The organism is Cellvibrio mixtus subsp. mixtus J3-8 (assembly GCF_000766945.1).
Taxonomy (GTDB): Bacteria; Pseudomonadota; Gammaproteobacteria; order Pseudomonadales; family Cellvibrionaceae; genus Cellvibrio; species Cellvibrio mixtus_A.
Map to the genome: position 1 here is coordinate 208,761 of NZ_ALBT01000033.1, position 18,783 is coordinate 227,543.

16 protein-coding genes are annotated in these 18,783 nt (G+C 50.2%); 8 read left to right on the plus strand and 8 right to left on the minus strand.

Annotated features, from left to right (window positions below):
- Window positions 1-26 precede the first annotated feature (26 nt).
- From axe2C to leuS, 5 genes are all read right to left on the minus strand, one after another.
- Window positions 27-1,106, minus strand: a complete 1,080-nt coding sequence (gene axe2C / locus A596_RS02410) for a bifunctional acetylxylan esterase/glucomannan deacetylase AxeC2 (RefSeq protein ID WP_235425599.1) — start codon at window positions 1,104-1,106, stop codon at window positions 27-29.
- Between the two features lie 57 nt (window positions 1,107-1,163).
- The gene (locus A596_RS02415) at window positions 1,164-1,925 is read right to left on the minus strand and encodes a GDSL-type esterase/lipase family protein (RefSeq protein WP_235425600.1); all 762 of its coding nucleotides are present in this window, start codon (window positions 1,923-1,925) and stop codon (window positions 1,164-1,166) included.
- A gap of 147 nt (window positions 1,926-2,072) precedes the next feature.
- Entirely contained in the window at window positions 2,073-3,122 is a 1,050-nt protein-coding gene (gene holA, locus A596_RS02420) for a DNA polymerase III subunit delta (RefSeq protein ID WP_039912419.1), read from the minus strand.
- A gap of 1 nt (window position 3,123) precedes the next feature.
- Window positions 3,124-3,675, minus strand: coding sequence for an LPS-assembly lipoprotein LptE (locus tag A596_RS02425; protein WP_039912420.1), 552 nt, complete (start codon window positions 3,673-3,675; stop codon window positions 3,124-3,126).
- Window positions 3,676-3,728: 53 nt separating this feature from the next.
- Complete coding sequence (leuS, locus tag A596_RS02430) at window positions 3,729-6,323, minus strand: leucine--tRNA ligase (protein ID WP_039912421.1); 2,595 nt, start codon at window positions 6,321-6,323, stop codon at window positions 3,729-3,731.
- Window positions 6,324-6,487: 164 nt separating this feature from the next.
- Between leuS and A596_RS02435 the strand changes: the two genes are divergently transcribed.
- The 7 genes from A596_RS02435 to proB all read left to right on the plus strand — a co-directional run bounded on the left by A596_RS02435 (window position 6,488) and on the right by proB (window position 13,336).
- Window positions 6,488-6,850: a zinc ribbon-containing protein gene (locus A596_RS02435; RefSeq protein ID WP_039912422.1), complete on the plus strand. Its 363-nt coding sequence runs from the start codon at window positions 6,488-6,490 to the stop codon at window positions 6,848-6,850.
- A gap of 95 nt (window positions 6,851-6,945) precedes the next feature.
- Complete coding sequence (locus A596_RS02440) at window positions 6,946-7,860, plus strand: alpha/beta hydrolase (protein WP_039912423.1); 915 nt, start codon at window positions 6,946-6,948, stop codon at window positions 7,858-7,860.
- A gap of 79 nt (window positions 7,861-7,939) precedes the next feature.
- On the plus strand, window positions 7,940-9,958 hold the full coding sequence (locus A596_RS21840; protein WP_052417164.1) for a putative bifunctional diguanylate cyclase/phosphodiesterase: 2,019 nt from the start codon (window positions 7,940-7,942) through the stop codon (window positions 9,956-9,958).
- A 155-nt stretch (window positions 9,959-10,113) separates the two neighbouring features.
- Window positions 10,114-10,431 (plus strand): 50S ribosomal protein L21, encoded by a 318-nt coding sequence (gene rplU, locus A596_RS02450; RefSeq protein ID WP_039912424.1) that lies wholly within the window; start codon window positions 10,114-10,116, stop codon window positions 10,429-10,431.
- A 16-nt stretch (window positions 10,432-10,447) separates the two neighbouring features.
- Entirely contained in the window at window positions 10,448-10,708 is a 261-nt protein-coding gene (gene rpmA / locus A596_RS02455; protein ID WP_039912425.1) for a 50S ribosomal protein L27, read from the plus strand.
- A 165-nt stretch (window positions 10,709-10,873) separates the two neighbouring features.
- The gene (cgtA, locus tag A596_RS02460; RefSeq protein WP_039912427.1) at window positions 10,874-12,076 is read left to right on the plus strand and encodes an Obg family GTPase CgtA; all 1,203 of its coding nucleotides are present in this window, start codon (window positions 10,874-10,876) and stop codon (window positions 12,074-12,076) included.
- 135 nt (window positions 12,077-12,211) lie between these two features.
- On the plus strand, window positions 12,212-13,336 hold the full coding sequence (proB, locus tag A596_RS02465; RefSeq protein ID WP_039912536.1) for a glutamate 5-kinase: 1,125 nt from the start codon (window positions 12,212-12,214) through the stop codon (window positions 13,334-13,336).
- Window positions 13,337-13,367: 31 nt separating this feature from the next.
- Here proB and A596_RS02470 read toward each other — a convergent pair whose 3' ends face one another.
- The 3 genes from A596_RS02470 to A596_RS02485 form a co-directional block, all read right to left on the minus strand.
- Window positions 13,368-14,405 (minus strand): acyltransferase family protein, encoded by a 1,038-nt coding sequence (locus tag A596_RS02470; protein WP_052417165.1) that lies wholly within the window; start codon window positions 14,403-14,405, stop codon window positions 13,368-13,370.
- 346 nt (window positions 14,406-14,751) lie between these two features.
- On the minus strand, window positions 14,752-15,354 hold the full coding sequence (locus A596_RS02480; RefSeq protein WP_039912430.1) for a hypothetical protein: 603 nt from the start codon (window positions 15,352-15,354) through the stop codon (window positions 14,752-14,754).
- Window positions 15,355-15,386: 32 nt separating this feature from the next.
- The gene (locus A596_RS02485; RefSeq protein ID WP_152600076.1) at window positions 15,387-17,894 is read right to left on the minus strand and encodes an ExeM/NucH family extracellular endonuclease; all 2,508 of its coding nucleotides are present in this window, start codon (window positions 17,892-17,894) and stop codon (window positions 15,387-15,389) included.
- 282 nt (window positions 17,895-18,176) lie between these two features.
- Here A596_RS02485 and A596_RS02490 point away from each other — a divergent pair, with 282 nt between their 5' ends.
- A complete protein-coding gene (locus A596_RS02490) occupies window positions 18,177-18,767 on the plus strand; it encodes a GNAT family N-acetyltransferase (protein WP_039912431.1) in 591 nt (196 codons plus the stop codon).
- The last annotated feature ends 16 nt before the right edge of the window (window positions 18,768-18,783 follow it).

Consider the following 18,783-nt stretch of genomic DNA (forward strand, 5'->3'; position numbering starts at 1 on the left):
TCTTTTTAATGGCAACGTTTCTCCATTTACCAATCCATCAACGCCTTTAATTGCGGCGACAGATCTTTTGCCATTGCTGCATGCTGCTCTTTGGTGGGGTGTGCATCCTGTGCATCGCCGGGATAATGATTGGAGGTAACCTGGTGCACGCGTGAATCATTTACGCGGGAAATAGCTTCACGAATATAATCAATTAACGCCGCTTTTTTTTCGCCATTTAAAATGGCGCCTTCGGTCAAGGCGATATGCGCTTGCGGGTGGTTGGCCAATAATTTATTCAGCAATTTCACGTACGCGGTCACGTAGGTTTCGCGGTCGGGAATACCGGAGCTGAAATCATTAGTGCCGATGGCGCTCACAATTAAATCCGGTTGGTATTGGTTGTGATCCCATTTCATCGCCGGGTTATTATCGCCCACGGCATACTCATAAAAATCCGGCAGGTTGGCTTCATCGGTTTTGCCATTCCAGCTGCGAATTAGCCCGCGCCCGCCCCAGCACACCAAATTAACCTGTGCATTAAGTGCCCTGGCAGTGAGCATGCCGTAGGACTCACGGGAGTTCCACCAGCGCGTATTTTTTTGTTCGCCCGCCACTCTATCAATAGCTTCACCACAAGTAACGGAATCACCCAGGATTAATAATTTTCGTTTGGGTAATTTGGGTGCGACAAAAAAACCACCACTGGTTAACGAAAATTGTTTAAGCGTGACCGCGCCATGCCAGTTTTCCGAGCGATGCACAATTTCAACGCGATGCTTTGCTACATCCGGAAAATTAAATAATTCGATGTCAGTTAGCTGCTGTTCAATTTTGACGGCCTTGGGTGGGCCGCCATCGACAATCACATCAACCCAGGAATTGCCGCCGCTGCTTTGCAATTGCGCAGTCAGTTTTTTACCTTCTACTTCGGTAGCAAAAGTAACGCCGGGAAAACCAAAAGTCTGGCTCTTGTCGTCATTCGTGTGTGTGCGCCCCATGCGGCTAATCATGCTATCACTGGCGGTGAGATGAATGGTTTGCGGAGGCGGTGGCGTGGTGGTACAGGCGGTTAAGCCAAGCATGGTCGTGGCCAATAAAGTGAAAGTAGAAAATGTTTTCATCATGGGTGTTTATCCCTCCAAAAACAGAAACGCAATGTGTATTGCGTTTCAGGGGAATCATCAAGGCTTGAGCAAAGTGTTTATGTCCGGGGTCATGGCGTTGGCCCAGACTTCGTAACCCTTTGGGGTTGGATGCAAAAAGTCTTTCATAATTTCAGGTGAAATACTGCCATCTTTTTCCAGCAATAATGGACCGTAATCTTTAAAGAAGATGGTTTTATTGTTGCCGAGTTTGGCGATAATTTTATTGAGCTGTTTAACCTTGGTGCGATTAGGTGATTTGGCATCCTGGTCAAATGGAAATACGGCGTTTAATAAAATCTTGCTGTTAGGCCATGCTAATTGCAACTGTTGTATTACGCGCGTAACACCATCGCCCGCTTGCTCGGGTGATTCTTGCAGTCCACCGATATTATTTACGCCAATTAGCAACACAATTAATTTGGGTTGCAGATTGCCGACGGCACCGTGTTGTAAGCGCCAGAGTACATTGCCGGTATTATCGCCACCGATACCGAAGTTGGCCGCTTTCAATGGTGCGAAATTTTTTTCCCAGATTTGCCAATCCCAACCCGCGGTAATTGAATCGCCCACGAACAACACATCAACTTGGTCATAAGTGGCAATCAGTGTGTCTTCAGCGTGTTGTTTGTCCCAGGTTTTAATCGACATCCAATCGTAATCCACTGCACGTTTGTTGGGTACAATTCCAGAAGGGGTAGCAGATGGCGGAACAGGTGAAAACGCAATAGCTGTCTGGCAGAGCAAGCCAATGCCAATAGGTGTAAAAACAGAAAGCAATTTTTTGTGGCGCAGAGTCATAGTCGTTATTCCTGTAGTAGGTTACATGTTGCCCGTGATTTGGCGGCAACAGAAAATCTATGCTTGCTGTGTGTTTTTATATTTTTTGTGCAGTCGGGTTTGCACTTGTTGTTGTAAAAAATATTCTTGTAAAAAACGGGCCGGATTTTAATGTTTCAAGCTTAGCCGTTCATTGTGCATATTCAAGCTTTGCACCCCGGCGATATTCAGAATCAAATCCAGTAGTTCATCCCACGGCTCGGCATTGCGCATGCCTTTCACGGCCTTATCAATGCCGTTGGCTTTGCGCAATAATTGTTGCAGGTGTGCCGGTTTTAAACGGCGCAGTGCTGCCTGGATTAACGGTTGGCGTTTTTCCCACACACCGGCTTGTTTCGCTGCCCAATCAAAATGCTTACCCTGCGCAACCGCTTGTGAAACTTGAATTAACGTACGTATATCGCGCGTGATTGCCCAGAGTACATTGATAGGTTCAGTGCCTTCGCTGCGTAAACCTTGCAATGTTTTTACGGCGGCACGTGCATCGCCATGTAGCGCTTTATCGGCGAGGCCAAATACATCGTAACGCGCGCTGTCTGCCACAACGGAGGCCATCAATTCGTAGCTGATGTGATTGTTGTGTGCGAGTAATTTTAATTTTTCAATTTCTTGCGCAGCAGCAAGCAAGTTGCCTTCAATTCGCGATACCAATAATTCAATCGCATCGCTATCCGCACGCAAGCCGGCTGATTGCAAGCGTAAACCAATCCAGCGCGGTAATTGGGCGATGGTGATTGGCCATATCTGGATGTGTTGGCCTGCATCTTCAATCGCTTTAAACCATTTGCTTTTTTGTGTGGCGCTATCCAGTTTTTCGGTGACGATTAACAGCACATTGTCTGGCGCGGGCGATTCCGCATATTCCTGCAAAATTTTTCCGCCTTTATCGCCGGGTTTGCCGGAAGGCATGCGCAATTCGATAATTTTTTTCTCGGCAAAAAGCGACAAACTATTTGCTGCTGCGAGCAGTTGGCCCCAATCAAAACTGGTGTCTGCGTGATAAAGGTCGCGCTCGCTAAAACCGTGTTTGCGTGCGGCCGCACGAATTTGATCGCAACATTCCTGGATTAATAATGGTTCTTCACCGGAAACTAAATAAATCGGCGCCAATTGCTTGGTGAGTGCGGACCCCAGTTGTTCGGCGCGTAGTTTGGGCATGTTATTGCGCTACAGCGGGAGATGATTGCGCAGATGTTGCCGTTGTTGATTGCCTGGCGGCAAGGTTCTTTACGCGGCGTAAAATCGTTTGCGCAACTTCACGGCGCATTTCGCGCAATACCAATTCCTCTTCCTGTGCGGCACTATTCGCATTGTTCACGTTGTAATTGTATGTGCGGGTGATACTGGCACTCGTATCTTTGGGCGTGATAGTGACATCGTTATTACTCACGCTATATGGCACTTGCAAAATAATTTCATACGCGCTGGTTAATGCGTCGCTGCCTACACCGGCGGTGCGTTTATCAAGGCGTTCGTTGCCGATATCAAGCGTGAGTGTTTGCGCGGTATTTTTTTCGACTTCGGTAATTTTATAACCGGGTAACGCCTGGCGAACGGCGTTTACCAGTTGGCTGTGATTGTCGATGCTTTCAATAATTAAATTGAGCGGTTGGGTCATCGCCAGTTTATCGCTACCGGATGCAGAACCGCGCAAATGCCAGCCGCAGGCGGATAGCGAAAGAATTAATAAACTGGCGATAATTTTTTTCATAGCATTCTCGTTTCTTAATCCCGCCCGGCCAGGGGCGTCGGGGGATTCGTTTGTTAACTGGCGACGACATTCACCAATTTATTTGGAATCACAATCACTTTGCGGATCGTCAAGCCATCAAGGAAGCGTTGTACGTTTTCCTGTTCGAGTGCCAATTGTTCAAGATGTTCTTTTGGCGCGTCGACGGCGACATCCAGTTTGCCGCGCAGCTTGCCATTTACTTGTACAACCACTTCAACGGTTGAGCGCACTAATGCGCTTTCGTCCAGGGTAGGCCAGCTCTCATTAAGCGGAATCGTGATATGGCCGAGTGCTTGCCAGAGTGCCTGGGTGATGTGCGGAACGATTGGTGCGAGCAATAAAATTGCCGCTTCCAGTGCTTCGCGTTCAACAGCCAAACCTTGCGGGTTGGCGCGGTCGGCGAGTTTGCTGGTTTCGTTCAGCAATTCCATTGTTGCCGCGATGGCGGTATTAAACGTTTGGCGGCGACCGTAATCATCGCTGACTTTCTGGATTGTCTCGTGGGTTTTGCGGCGCAAATCTTTCTGTGCTTGCGGCAAGCTGGAAACATCCAGTGTGCCCGGAGAGCCGGCGTTCACATGGCCTTCAACCGCTTTCCACAAGCGACGCAAGAAACGGCTCGCGCCGTCTACACCGGAATCGCTCCATTCCAGGCTTTGCTCTGGCGGGGCGGCGAACATGGTGAACAGGCGAACGGTATCGGCGCCGTATTGGCTGATTACGCTTTCCGGATCAACACCGTTGGCTTTGGATTTGGACATTTTAATCACGCCACCAAATTCCACCGCTTCGCCGGTGGTTTTGTGTTTGGCGGCGATAAACCGGCCTTTGTCATCGCGTTCGATAACCACGTTTTCCGGTTCAATCCAGTTTTCCTTACCTTCACTTTTAATAAAGAAAGATTCAGAGTTCACCATGCCCTGGCAGAGCAAGCGCTCGAAAGGTTCATCGCCGCTCACCAGGCCTTCGTCGCGCATTAACTTATGGAAGAAGCGCGAGTAGAGGAGGTGCAGGATGGCGTGCTCGATACCACCCACGTATTGATCCACCGGCAACCAGTAATCGGCAGCGGCTTTGTTGATCATGCCCTCTGTAAAGTTCGGGCAGGTGTAGCGCGCGTAGTACCAGCTGGATTCCATAAAGGTATCGAAGGTGTCGGTTTCGCGCTCAACGTATTGGCCATCGAGCTCATCTTTTTTCCACTCAAGGTCCGCTTTGATCGGCGATTGCACACCATTCATTACTACATCTTCCGGCAGCAATACCGGAAGCTTGTGCGCGGGAACCGGAATCTCACCACCATCGGGCAAGTTAAACATCGGAATCGGTGCACCCCAGTAACGCTGGCGGGAGACACCCCAGTCACGCAAACGGTAATTGGTTTTTACCCGGCCTTTATCGGCCATTTCCAGGGTGCTGGCGATGGAGTCAAACGCCGCATTGAAATCCAGGCCGTCGTATTCACCGGAGTTAACCAACACGCCTTTTTCAGTGAAAGCGGCTTTGGTGAGATCGATTTCTTCGCCATTCGCGGGTGCGATCACTTGTTCAATCGCCAGGTTATATTTTTGCGCAAATTCATAATCGCGCTGGTCGTGCGCCGGCACGGCCATCACTGCGCCTGAACCGTAATCCATCAACACATAGTTGGCGACCCACACGGCAACCGGCTCGCCGGTGATCGGGTGCAGGGCTTTGATACCGGTATCCATGCCTTTCTTTTCCATGGTCGCCATATCGGCTTCAGCCACGGATTGCACTTTGCAATCGGCAATAAATTGCGCAAGTGCCGGATTGCTTTCAGCCAAATGTTTGGCGATTGGATGTTCTGCAGCAAGGCTTACGTAAGTCACACCCATCAGGGTATCGGGACGAGTGGTATAAATTTCGAAACCGGTAAATTCACCCACAGGTGCTGCCAGGTCAAAACGCATTTCCAGGCCGCGGCTTTTGCCAATCCAGTTGCGCTGCATGGTTTTTACTTGTTCTGGCCAGTTGGGGAGCTTGTCCAGGTCATTGAGCAATTCTTCGGCGTAATCGGTGATTTTAATAAACCACTGGGGGATTTCCTTACGCTCCACCAGCGCGCCGGAGCGCCAGCCACGGCCATCAATGACCTGCTCGTTAGCGAGTACGGTCTGGTCGATCGGGTCCCAGTTCACGGTGGACATCTTCTTGTACACCAAACCTTTCTCATACAAACGGGTGAAGAACCATTGTTCCCATTTGTAGTATTCGGGGGTACAGGTGGTGAGTTCGCGTGACCAGTCAAAACCAAAACCCAATTGCTTCAGTTGGGTACGCATGTGGTCGGTGTTGGAGTAAGTCCATTTCGCTGGCGCGGTGTTGTTCTTGAGCGCCGCGTTTTCTGCAGGCAGGCCGAAGGCGTCCCAACCCATCGGATGGAGTACGTTTTTGCCTTGCATACGCTGGTAGCGGGCGATTACATCGGTAATGGTGTAGTTGCGCACATGGCCCATGTGCAGTTTGCCGCTGGGGTAGGGGAACATCGCCAGGCAATAGAACTTTTCCTTGCTGGTATCTTCTATTACTTTGAAGCTGTCATTGGCTTCCCAATATTGTTGGGCCTGGGCTTCGACTTCGGCGGGATTGTATTGTTCTTGCATTTAATTTAGCGGCCTATACTTAAAAATAACGGAAAGTAAATAAATGGTTAATTACAAAGGGAAATGGGTACTTAATATATCGAAAAGTAAATAGGTTGCGATTATAGAGGCTGTATTGCTTGTGTGGGTATAAATATCTTGATGTACAACAGAGAGGTGTTTCTATGAAATCCGGTGATCGCGTAACTGCTTCAACCACTAACAACCCCTATCACACGAACCAGATGGATTTGCCATTTAGTCCGGAAGAAACCGGGGCGGTGGGAACATTTAGGGAAGGTTTGTCCCACGAGGTTGATGATTTGGTCAAGCTCGAACTCACTGCCGAAGAAATGCTTGGGGACGAAGTGCGGCTTGCACGTGAATATGTAAAAGAAGATACCGGCCATTTCTGGAGCGACCTGAAGCAGGAATTCGTTTATTGGGAGTTGGCCACCGGCCAATTGTTGCTCGCCGCCGCTGATCCTACCCGCGTTGATTGGCATGAACATCAGTGGTGGGGGGATGACGAGTCCCAATTCCATTGAGTGTGAATATCGCCTAAGGGTTATACAGACTTTATCCAGGCTGCTTGCTAAGCTCTCTCTCACCTGACCAAATAACAATACGAAGTGAGAGAGCCATGTCCTTATTCCTGCGCACCCGTTTGGGTGTATTGATATTGCTGTTATTGCCCCTGCCTGGAGTTGCCGATCCCGTGAGTGAGTTACCAACTGAGCCTATTTATCTATGGGCCGAAAAGCCTTTGGTTGAACCTGACCGCGAACATATCAAAGACCAGCGGCTTTATGCAGTGGATAACCCCTCCATTACCCCTTTCTGGCCGGAAAAGCCTAATGGTACGGCGATCGTGATTTTCCCTGGTGGCGGGTATGTGCGCCTGGCGATTGACCATGAAGGTTATGAGATTGCCAAATGGTTTGCGGAGCGTGGCGTAGCTGCATTTGTCGCCAGGTATCGGATGCAGGAATATGGTTTCCCCGCACCATTACTGGATGGCTTGCGCGCGGTGCGTCTGGTGCGCAAAAACGCCGCAGACTGGGGGATAGATCCCGCCAAGATCGGCGTGATCGGCTTCTCTGCGGGCGGTCACCTGGCGGCCAGCATTGCCACTCGCCCTGCCTTTACCAATATGCTTAATGATCCCCTCGGAGATATCAGTGCCCGCCCGGATTTTGCAGTGCTCGGCTACCCGGTTATCGCCCTGTACGGTCCTGATGCCCATGCCGGTTCGCGCAAGGCATTACTGGGGGAGAATCCCGATCCCAAGCTGCTGCATGACAATTCCTTACAATTTCAGGTAACCGACAAGGTGCCGCCAGTGTTTATGCTGCATGGCGTAGGCGATCAGGCGGTAAAGGTCACCAACAGCCTCGCCTTCTTTACCGAAGTACAAAAGCACAATAAACAATCCGAGTTGCACATCTACCAAACCAGCATTCACGGCGTGGGGATGATCCAGGGGCAAGGCAGTATTTCCAGTTGGCCTCTGGCCCTGGAAGCCTGGATGCGTGAGCGGGGCTGGCTCGCGCCCTAAGGCGTGGCATCGGTCAAGGGATCTTCATTGCGGTTGTAAGACTGCTGAAGTGATGAAGCTGGTATCGGGAGATGCATGTATGAATTCCTCAAATTCATCCCCAGTGCTTGGGCGATCGCGCGCGGCGCTGGAATTAACCCATGAAAAAGCGCTGGTGATGTATCGCCAACTGCCCAATGTGTTGGTTTTTACCTTTGTTGCCAGTTCGGCATTGATGCTGTATTACCGCGAAATCCAGCAACTCTGGTTCTGGTGGGGTGCGATGCAATGCGCAGGTGGTTTACGCCTGGTTAGCTGGTTCTTCTGGCGTTATCGTTGGCGCAATGCGGATAATTTGCAGCAATCCCGGCGTGCGACCTGCATCTTCATTACCTTATCCCTGGTAACGGGCGCACTTTGGGCCTGTTTCTCCCTCACCTTTTTTCCAGTTTCTACTGCCTCCCAGCGGCTGGTCATTGCGCTGGTAATGGCGACGGTGGCCGCTGGCAGCGTGAATGTATTGGCGTTGGCGCCCTGGGCGAGCCGTGCGTTTATCGCGCTATTAATCGGCCCGCTGGTAGTCATGTTTGCCAGCACGGGGGAGCGCGATGAGCTGGTTATCGCGGCGTTGGGGATTGCCTTGTTTATTGGCCTTACCGGTTTTGCCCGGGTAGCCAGCCAGACCGCCAATCACTTATTGCTGATGGCGCAGGAGCGCAACCACAAGATTGCCAGCGTTTTCGCCCAGCGCGAGGCTTTGCAGCGGGATAAATCCAGCTTGCAATCCCAGCTTGATGAAAAGGTGGAAACCCTGGAGCAGGAGATGACCCTTAAAGAGCGCTACGCCCGTGAACTGGCGCGGGTTGCTGCGCTTGATAGCCTTACCGGTTTGCTTAACCGCAGCGCTTTTGAACGCGAATTGCACCAGCACTTACAGGAGCGAACCAGGGACTTGCCCCTTGCGCTGGTCGCGGTAGAAATCCGCCGTTTTGATCTGATCGAATTGCAAGGGGCGCGCACCAGCGAGCAAGTGTTGGTAGCAATTGCCAACCGGCTACGTGATTTTGGTGGCGGCCAACTCCTGCTGGCGCGCACCGGTACCGCAGAGTTTGCGATGGTGTTTTGCGATCCTGAGCAGCGTTGGCAGGACCGCGGGGTGTTTTTGCGTGCAACGCTGCAAAGTACTATCGAAACGGATATTGGACCTGTTGCGGTAGATGTAATCCTCGGTATTGCGACGGTTGATCAGGATGCGCAGGACCTGGAAACCCTTAACTACCGGGCTTCCATTGCCAAACAGGATTTGCGCCAGCGCGGTGCCGGTGGTGTCGTGTTATTTGATGCGGTGATGGAAGTGGAAATCCGTCGTCGCCAGAAATTGCGCTTCGCGTTACATGCCGCACTTGAAATGCGCAGTTTAACGCTGGTGTTCCAGCCAATTGAACCTTGTATGACCCGTGTGTCGCGCAAGATGGAAGCCTTGCTGCGCTGGGATGATCCCGAGCTTGGCACGGTATCACCCGCCATGTTTATCCCGGTGGCGGAAGAAAGTGGCTTGATTTTGCCATTGGGGCGTTGGGTATTGCTGGAATCCTGTCGCGCGGCGCTGTCCTGGCCGGGCGCTACGGTGGTTAGCGTCAATGTTTCCGTGCAGCAGATTCTGGCGGGTGACCTCGCGAATGATGTGCGTCGCGTATTGGAATTGACCGGGTTGCCGCCGCAGCGACTGGAAATAGAAATCACCGAAAGTGTGTTTTCACGCGATATAGAAACCATCTGTACCGTGCTGGAGCAGGTGCGCACCTTGGGTGTGAGCATTGCGATTGACGATTTCGGCACCGGTTATTCATCGCTGGCGTATTTGCGTTATTTACCCGTCGACGTAATCAAAATCGACCGCTGCTTTATCCAGTCCCTCGACCAGGGGGCGCGCAAATTACTGCTCGCCTTGTTTTCCATGGCGCGCGGTCTTGGGTTTAAGGTAGTGGTGGAGGGGGTCGAAACAGAAGAGCAGCAAAACCTCCTGGTTGCCATGGGGGTGGATTATCTACAGGGATATTTAATCGCCCGCCCCATGTTGGCGGAAGATGTGGTGAGCTGGCTGGGTAATAGAGCTTGAATTGCCTATAAAATATCCAGTTTCGACTTGCAGTGACAGTCGCCCTTGGCATACAATCGCCGCCCCTGAAATCAGGTATACGACGCTAGTCCCAAATGCCAAGGCATATCGCCCGGCTACTTCGCGTCGTCCAAGCGTTGTTTTTGGAGCATTAAATGAGCGCATATGCAATTTTTGAAAGCGGTGGCAAACAGCATCGCGTAGTTGTGGGTGAAACCCTCAAACTCGAAAAAATCGATTTCGCCACCGGTGGCGTTGTTGAATTCAACAAAGTTTACCTGGTTGCCAACGGTGCAGACGTCAAGATTGGCGCTCCTGTTGTAGATGGCGCTACCGTAACTGCAGAAGTAGTTGCCCATGGCCGTGCTGACAAAGTGAAGATCATCAAATTCCGTCGTCGTAAGCACCACATGAAGCGTCAAGGTCACCGTCAGTGGTTCACTGAAGTGAAAATCACTGCAATCAAAGGTTAATTGAGGAGGCTAGAAAATGGCTCACAAGAAAGGGGTAGGTAGTTCCCGTAACGGTCGCGATTCAGAAGCGAAACGCCTTGGTGTTAAAGCCTACGGTGGTGAATTGATTTCTGGTGGCAGCATTATTGTTCGTCAACGCGGTACCAAGTATCACGCTGGTGTAAACGTGGGTCTGGGTAAAGACCATACCCTGTTCGCGAAAGTGGACGGTACCGTTAAGTTCGAAATTAAAGGCGCTTTCGGTCGTCAATACGTCAGCATCATCCCTGCTGTTTAATATTGCGCTAAACCGATAGACCGGCTTGCTGCTTGCAGCGGGCAATGAAGAACAATAAAAAAGCCCTGCCGTTTCCGTCAGGGCTTTTTTATATTCAGGCTGATAACAGCCTGTTCGCAGTTTGCGATTATTTTTCAGTTTTTCTTTTTTCCTGTGGAGTGCGTTGTGAAATTTGTTGATGAAGCCCCAATTCATGTCGAAGCCGGTAAAGGTGGCAACGGATTCATGAGCTTCCGGCGGGAAAAGTTTATTTCCAAAGGTGGTCCGGACGGCGGTGATGGCGGTGATGGCGGCAGTGTTTACCTGGTGGCCGACGAAAACCTGAACACGCTGATCGATTACCGTTTTGTGCCCAAATACCGCGCTGAAAACGGCGAGAAGGGCGGCAGCAAGGATTGTACTGGCGCCAAAGGTGCCGATTTATTTTTACCGGTTCCGGTAGGCACTACGGTTATCGACCTGGATACTGAAGAAGTATTTGGCGATTTAACGGAGCACGGCCAAAAACTCAAAGTCGCCCAGGGCGGATTCCACGGTTTGGGCAATACCCGTTTTAAAACCAGTACCAACCGCACCCCGCGCAAAACCTCGCCCGGTACGGAAGGTGAAATGCGCAATTTGAAACTTGAATTAAAAGTGCTTGCTGATGTGGGCATGCTCGGTTTGCCCAATGCCGGTAAATCCAGTTTTATCCGCGCGGTGAGTTCAGCAAAACCAAAAGTGGCGGATTATCCCTTTACCACCCTGGTGCCAAATCTCGGTGTGGTAAAAGTACAGCAACACCGCAGCTTTGTGATCGCGGATATTCCCGGCGTAATCGAAGGTGCTGCCGAAGGTGCAGGCCTGGGGGTGCGTTTCCTCAAGCACCTGACACGCTGCCGTGTGCTGATGCATATGGTGGATATGGCTCCGGTTGATGAATCCAGCCCCGCCGACAATGTACGTATGATCGCCCACGAATTGGAAAAATTTAGTCCGACCTTGGCCAAGCGTGAACGCTGGTTATTGTTGAATAAAATTGATTTATTGCCGCCTGATGAAGTGGAAGCGCGCTGCCAGGCAGTGATTGATGAGTTGGGCTGGACTGGTCCGGTCTTCCGTATTTCCGCATTGAATCGCGAAGGCACAATGCCGCTTGCGGGCAAGGCGATGGACCTTCTGGAGCAAATCTGGGAAGAAGAAAAATCCAATCCTGAAGCTCGCGAGCGAGAGCTGGAGTTGCAAGAAAAAATGGCGCAAGAGGCACGTGATCGCATTGAAGAATTACGTGAGCGCCAACGCGAAGCACGTCGTGCACGCGGTGAAGACGATGACGATAATTTCAACGAGGAGGATTACGACGTTGAAGTTATTTACGTTAATCATTAATCCCTAATGATTGGTGCGACGTAAAATAGTGTAACCTCACGCCCGGCCTCTGCTCCGGGCGTGTTGCATTAAGGTCAGGTGTTTTCACAAAACAACTTTATAAAAACTCACATTATTCTCGAGCGCATTTATTTCATGAGCAAAAGAGACATTATTCCCCATGCGAAACGCTGGGTAGTAAAAATTGGTAGCGCGTTATTAACCAACGATGGTAAAGGCCTGGATACTGCGGCGATTGCCGGTTGGGTGCAGCAAATGGCCGAACTGCGTTTGCGCGGCATTGAATTGGTGTTGGTATCATCCGGTGCGGTAGCGGCAGGTATGCGCCGTTTGGGGTGGTCGTCGCGCCCGACAGAAATTCATCAGCTGCAAGCGGCAGCAGCGGTTGGCCAGATGGGCCTGGTGCAAACCTACGAAGTAGAATTCCAGCGCTACGGTTTGCTCACTGCACAGGTATTGCTGGATCACGATGATCTCTCTTCGCGTCAACGCTATTTAAATGCACGTTCTACGTTAAAAACATTGGTGAGTTTGAATGTTGTTCCGGTGATTAATGAGAATGACACGGTTACCACTGAAGAAATCCGTTTTGGCGATAACGATACACTTGGTGCATTGGTTGCCAATTTAATTGAGGCGGATTTGCTGGTAATCCTTACTGATCAAAAAGGGATGTACGACAGCGATCCACGCTCAAATCCTGATGCACAACTATTGAGTGAAATCGCAGCGGTAGATTCGTGCCTCGAACAAATGGCAGGTGGAACCGGCGGTGCGCTTGGACGTGGTGGAATGATTACCAAAGTGCGTGCGGCACGAGTGGCTGCGCGCTCCGGTGCGGATACCGTGATTGTTGGTGGTCGTATTGACAATGCATTGTTGCGTATAGCGGCGGGCGAAAATATCGGTACATTTTTGTGGGCCGATCAACAACCGCAAGCCGCGCGTAAGCGCTGGATTTCCGGACAATTACAAACGCGCGGCACCTTGGTGCTGGACGACGGTGCTGTGCGCGTAGTGCGCGAGCAAGGCAAAAGTTTATTGCCTGTCGGCGTAAAAGAAGTGCGCGGTGAATTTACCCGTGGTGATATGGTGATTTGTGTAGATTCGCTCGGCAAAGAAATTGCACGCGGCCTGGTAAATTATCACGCCGAAGAAGCGCAAAAAATTATCGGTAAGCCCAGCAGTTTGATTCCGGAAATTTTAGGTTATCAGGACGATAACGAATTAATCCATCGCGATAACCTTGTACTGAGTTAATCCCTTCCTGTTTGCAGTAGCCGTTATACGTTTAACGGCTGCTGCGCAATCCCACTTTTGCCCTAATTTTTTGCGCGGTAAACGACGATAAATCCAGTTTACGCAAATATTTCATCGCCGGTTTTTCAATGAGGAATGTCAGTGCTATGGCGAGGAAAAACGCTACTGCGAATGCTATCGTTATACTGATAAACGGCGACGTTTTGAATTGATATCCCCAGTTAATGATGGTGTAGCCGATATTCTGGTGGATCAAATAAAACGAGTAGGAAATCGTTCCCATAAATACAAACGGGGCGCTGGCAAATATATTCAACTTGCCGGACACCGCCAGGTAAAACAGCGCATGCCAGCCGGCAATCAATACAGCAAATTCCATTGGATACGCAACAAATGCACTGACAATGGATGCTGCGATCACTGCATAACTGAGTCGATTGGCTGTGCCGGATTTAATGCGATAAAAACAAATGCCCGCCGCAAAGAGCCCGATGTAATCCAATAGCAAAACAAATTTAACCCGCATCGGCAGCATTTCATTCAGCCCGCTGGCTTGAACAAGTACCGCAACCCCGATCCATCCCAATAGCCAATATTCAATGCGTTGCAGCTGCCCGAATAACATCAGCATGAGCATCCAGAAATAAAACGACAGTTCGAGAGTCAGCGTCCAGTAAACCCCATCGACATGCGGCACACCGAGATAGCCTTGCAACATGGTGTAATTCACCAGTAATTCACTGGCGGAAACATGCCGGTCAGCCGGGCCGATGGTATTGATCACAAGAAAAGTGATGGTGACTGCCACCCAATACACTGGAAACAGACGCGAGAAACGCGACCAGATAAAAGTCGATGCAGTGTTACTACGTGAAAGCGTCCAGAAAATAACAAAACCGCTCACCAGAAAAAATAAATGTACGCCAAAGTAGCCAATCCTCACCCATTCCGGCACTTCAAAACTGTGGCCATATTCATGGTGGTAATGATAGAAATAATGGAAGCACGCAACGGCGATTGCCGCTATGCCCCGTAAGCCATCCAGTGCTGATAGACGCTTGGTATCCATGCTGTTCCCCTCGCAGATTAAAATTCGCCAATTTTTAAGCAAGAGTTGCGCCTCTGTTTGATAAAAATGCTACGAAGCGGTATTGCGGCGCCGAATTTATCCACAAAAGTAAAATTGTGTGACAGGGTTGGATTATTGAAAAATTTTACTGCTGTTTCAGGTGTGATTTGTGGTGCAACAGGTGGGGTTTTGCTCAACTCTTGTGCAGCAAGATGTTGGCGTGGATCACGATACGATACGGGATTGCAAGGAAACAGGATTAATGTAGATACTTGATAGCAAAAAATAGAAAGGCCCTGTAAAAACCACACGATGTGTCGATCTTACAGGGCTTTTTTTTATGTAATTATTTTGTGGATTGGGCTGCACGTGCGCGCAGCATAAGAACCGACAGTGCACCCAATAACAGCAACCAAGTGGATGGTTCTGACACCGGAACGGAGCCAACAACAACTTGCGTGTTACCAGCGCTTGCTCTCAACGCGTTAGCATCGGCATCGCCAAGACTATTAATACCCAGGAAGAAATTACCAGTGCCGGTAGCGATAGCATCGAACACCAGGGTGAACAGTGTAAATCCACCGGCTTGCCATGTATTCAAACTATCGGCGTCATCGAATGACAGCTCAAACAAATTGATGCTACCGGTTGACGAACCCGCTGATTGAAAGCTGCCAAAACCATTTAAATCCAGTTGATTGCCTTTATCGCTATCGCCCCAGATCAAATTTTTAAAGCTGAATAAGCGACTATCAAAATTAAAATCCAGATCGTAAACGCCGAGTGATGGCGCAGCGTTATCATCCAAGCCACTGATTTTTGCTTGCACTACCACAGTGCCACCGGTAACGACGCTGCTGTGATCCGCAATTAAATCGATGCTGATTGCAGAGGCATCCACTGAAAATAATACTGCCAACGATACTAAAAATTTTCTTAACTGTTTCATATTTTTCTCCTGAAAAACGTACATCTATATTCTTAATTGGTCGCACAACCGGTGCGAGTGCATTGTGCAGTGAGTGCGCGTGCATCGAGGGCATTGATGAGGCCATCGCCATTGACATCGCGCTGATCAAAGGCGGTTGGTATTACACCGCGAGCGTTAGTCACCAATTGCACATCGTTTTTATCCACGTCGCCGTCGCCATCCAGATCCAGCACCAGGTTCAGTGAAACCACCAGTGGATCGTGATCCGATGAGCGATAAGCATCCGGTGAATAGAAGCCATTAATTTGCGCAGGGGATTTGTATTCCGTGTTGTAATCCAGGCTGATAGGTTCATCGGCGTTGATATGCCAATCCGCCGCAAACAATACTTGCGGTGTTAATGCGGCGCTGGCGAGGCCGTGATCGAGATAACCCGCCTGGCCATCAAATACGTAAGAGTAAGTTTCATCGCCACCAAATTTACGGATCAAATCGGTGTATCCACCGTTGAGTATTTGGGTGATGGGATTTTCTTTCGCGTACGCATTCAAATCGCCGATGATTAAATAGTCGCGATCATTCACGCCGGTAGGGTTAGTGCTGAGCCATTTCACCAATGCTGTTGCGGCTTTGGTGCGAGTGATATTGCAATTACCCTGACCATCACCGATATCCAGGTCACCGATATCATTACAATCCGAACCTTTGGATTTGAAATGGTTTACCACAGCAGTGGCAATCGCGCGGTTGCTATTCACGCGGAAACTTTGTGCCAATGCCGGGCGATTTTTATTATCGATAAATTGTGCATCGACACTGGAATCCAGAATCGCCGTTTTGCCGATGGCCGTGGCTTTATCGCTGCGATAAATAAAGCCAACGGCAATTTCATCGGTACCAATTTTATTCACACCGGGATTTACAAATTTCCATACACTGGTGCCGGTGGCTGCATTTAATGCAGAGGTTAATTCTGCAATAGCGCTGGTGTTACTGTAACCATCATTTTCGATTTCAATCACGCCGATGACATCGGCATTCAAACCGGCGAGGGCGCTAACAATTTTGGTTTTTTGCCGCGCGAATTCCGCTGCTGTATTGGCGCCGCGTGCAGTCGGGAATCCACCGCCGGTGCCATTGCCGTTAAAGAAGTTGAGCACGTTGAAGCTGGCGATTTTTAAATTCGCGTTTGAATCTGCAATGGGTGCCAGCGGGCGTGAATTGGTGTGGACGAAATTCGGCGCGCCGGTTGGCAGGATGCGATAAATACCAAAATCATAGGTAATTACACCGCGCAAATTTGCAACTGTGTCGCCGCTGCGCAAGGTGTTTTCCGCAGACAATCCCGGTGCCGGGAACATTACCGGATCAGGGTTTTGAATATTGCTGGCATCATCCAGCATTAATTTATTCAAATTATTTTGTGCTTGCAGTGTAGTGGCCGCAGTGCCGGGTTCGGCAACATTGGTCGGTTGTTGCAAGCGGCCATTGGCGAGTAACACTTGTCCGTAGCGACCCAATTGATAGGTTTCGTTAACAGTCAGTGTTTGTGTAATCGCAACAGACATTCCCTCAATCGCTTCGAACGCATCCAGAGAAGTGACGGGCAATGAAATCGTTGCCGGTGTTGGCAGTGTTTGACCGCTCGCACACACTGTAACGGTTGCGCTGGATAATTGCGTTAAGCCAAAGGTTTCGGCAACAGCACCGCTCACGCGTACACGATCACCCACAGCAACGGCAGTAGTGCTTGCGATATAAATACCTTCAGAGGTTTGTGAATTGCTATCGGCTTGTGCATCTTCTTCCTGCACAAAAAAACCGCCGAGTTGATCGGCGTTTTGGAAATCGGCAACAACTACGCCTTCAATGCTGACGCTATTGCCAAGTAGCGGGCTGTTAGCGCCTGCGCCTTGAATACTGCTGATCAGGGTTGCAGCTTGCCCGCAGCTACCGGTTTCACCGCCGCCGCCAGTATTACCACCACCGTTGCTGCTGCCTTGATAGGTACCAAGGTGATCGAAGGTATCTTGCGCATAACCTTCCCATTCAGCGCTTGGGTCGAATGCATTGCTGGCATTGGTATCACCGGTGGTGATTGATGTTTTGCGGCGCAAGGTGTTGTCAGCAGTGCTGGTCAAACCTGTGCCCCATTCAGTGCCCGGGTCCACACCAACCTGGCCGATGCTATCAATAATTGTATTGCCGTTTTTCAACACGACTGCATCGTCGCCGTTGTACCAGCCTGCGCTGTTGGTTTGGTTGGCAGTAGCAAGGATTGTTGCAGTGGCACTGCCGTGTGCGAGTACGAACACGCCCCGGGCGGGAATGCTGCCGGTGAGGGGAATCGTCAAGCCAGCGCTGTTGCTGCCGTTGAAGTACATTTCCACTTTATAGTTGCTCAGGTTAACCGCCGAGCTGCTGCTGTTATAAATTTCCAACGCTTTGTTATTGCTGCTGCCTTCAACATATTCGGAAAAATACAAATCGGCGCTGGCGGGTAATGCGCAGAGGCTGGCAATGGCGAAAGCCAATGGCTGGCGGAACATGAATTTCATGAAGAACTCCCTATATCTGTTATGGCTGATGAGCACAGAGGTTAGGGAATGATTGTTACGATGCCATGGCGGGATTTAGACGTTTCTGTGATGTTTTGATGAATGGCATCTGCGATTGCCAATTTGATGGCTTCGCGAAGGAAGGAAATCAGGAAATGTAAAGATGGGGAACCCCGGCCGAGAATCGGGGGTCGGAACTTTCCACCTATAAATTTATGAACGATAACTATGTGATCTGAAAGTCTGCATCTGTGTAGACAAAGACGCTGTATGGAGGTTTGAATGAACGCCAGAAACGATCTTTTGTTCGATAAGATTGAATTGCGCCACCCGCTCCCCACTGATGGCGATGACCTGGATCGCCTGCTCGCCTCAACCCCCTTGCTTGATGGTAATTCCGTGCAATGCACTCTGTTGCAATGCAGTCACTTCGCCAAAACCTCTGTTGCCGCATTCGTGGATAATGACCTGGTTGGGTTCGTCTCCGCCTATTGCCCGCCCAGCGAGCCGCACACTTTATTTGTGTGGCAGGTTGTTGTTGCCCCGCACTGGCGCGAGCACGGTTTGGGCAAGCATATGCTGCATTGGTTGGTTGACCAGCCCTACAGTGTTCATTGCACGCGTATGGTTACGGCGATTGCTATTAAGAACACCGTATCCTGGTCATTGTTTGATAGTTTTGCCCGCGATATAGGCGCCATTCCCATCAAATCGTTTGTAACGCCCATGATTCGCAATCAACACCGTCCTCCCAAGGAATACTTATTGCGCATAGCTCCATTGCCGAATTGCCCGGAGCTGGTGGGCGATCATCTGGAAGACCTGCGCGCAAACCCCTCCCATGTTCCGGCGATGCGTCGCTGGCTGGATTAGGTCATAAAGGGGGATG

Coding starts and splice junctions, on each gene's coding strand:
- axe2C (WP_235425599.1), bottom strand. CDS start 1,106: ATGATGAAAACATTTTCTACTTTCACTTTATTGGCCACGACCATGCTT.
- A596_RS02415 (WP_235425600.1), bottom strand. CDS start 1,925: ATGACTCTGCGCCACAAAAAATTGCTTTCTGTTTTTACACCTATTGGC.
- holA (WP_039912419.1), bottom strand. CDS start 3,122: ATGCCCAAACTACGCGCCGAACAACTGGGGTCCGCACTCACCAAGCAA.
- A596_RS02425 (WP_039912420.1), bottom strand. CDS start 3,675: ATGAAAAAAATTATCGCCAGTTTATTAATTCTTTCGCTATCCGCCTGC.
- leuS (WP_039912421.1), bottom strand. CDS start 6,323: ATGCAAGAACAATACAATCCCGCCGAAGTCGAAGCCCAGGCCCAACAA.
- A596_RS02435 (WP_039912422.1), top strand. CDS start 6,488: ATGAAATCCGGTGATCGCGTAACTGCTTCAACCACTAACAACCCCTAT.
- A596_RS02440 (WP_039912423.1), top strand. CDS start 6,946: ATGTCCTTATTCCTGCGCACCCGTTTGGGTGTATTGATATTGCTGTTA.
- A596_RS21840 (WP_052417164.1), top strand. CDS start 7,940: ATGAATTCCTCAAATTCATCCCCAGTGCTTGGGCGATCGCGCGCGGCG.
- rplU (WP_039912424.1), top strand. CDS start 10,114: ATGAGCGCATATGCAATTTTTGAAAGCGGTGGCAAACAGCATCGCGTA.
- rpmA (WP_039912425.1), top strand. CDS start 10,448: ATGGCTCACAAGAAAGGGGTAGGTAGTTCCCGTAACGGTCGCGATTCA.
- proB (WP_039912536.1), top strand. CDS start 12,212: ATGAGCAAAAGAGACATTATTCCCCATGCGAAACGCTGGGTAGTAAAA.
- A596_RS02470 (WP_052417165.1), bottom strand. CDS start 14,405: ATGGATACCAAGCGTCTATCAGCACTGGATGGCTTACGGGGCATAGCG.
- A596_RS02480 (WP_039912430.1), bottom strand. CDS start 15,354: ATGAAACAGTTAAGAAAATTTTTAGTATCGTTGGCAGTATTATTTTCA.
- A596_RS02485 (WP_152600076.1), bottom strand. CDS start 17,894: ATGAAATTCATGTTCCGCCAGCCATTGGCTTTCGCCATTGCCAGCCTC.
- A596_RS02490 (WP_039912431.1), top strand. CDS start 18,177: ATGAACGCCAGAAACGATCTTTTGTTCGATAAGATTGAATTGCGCCAC.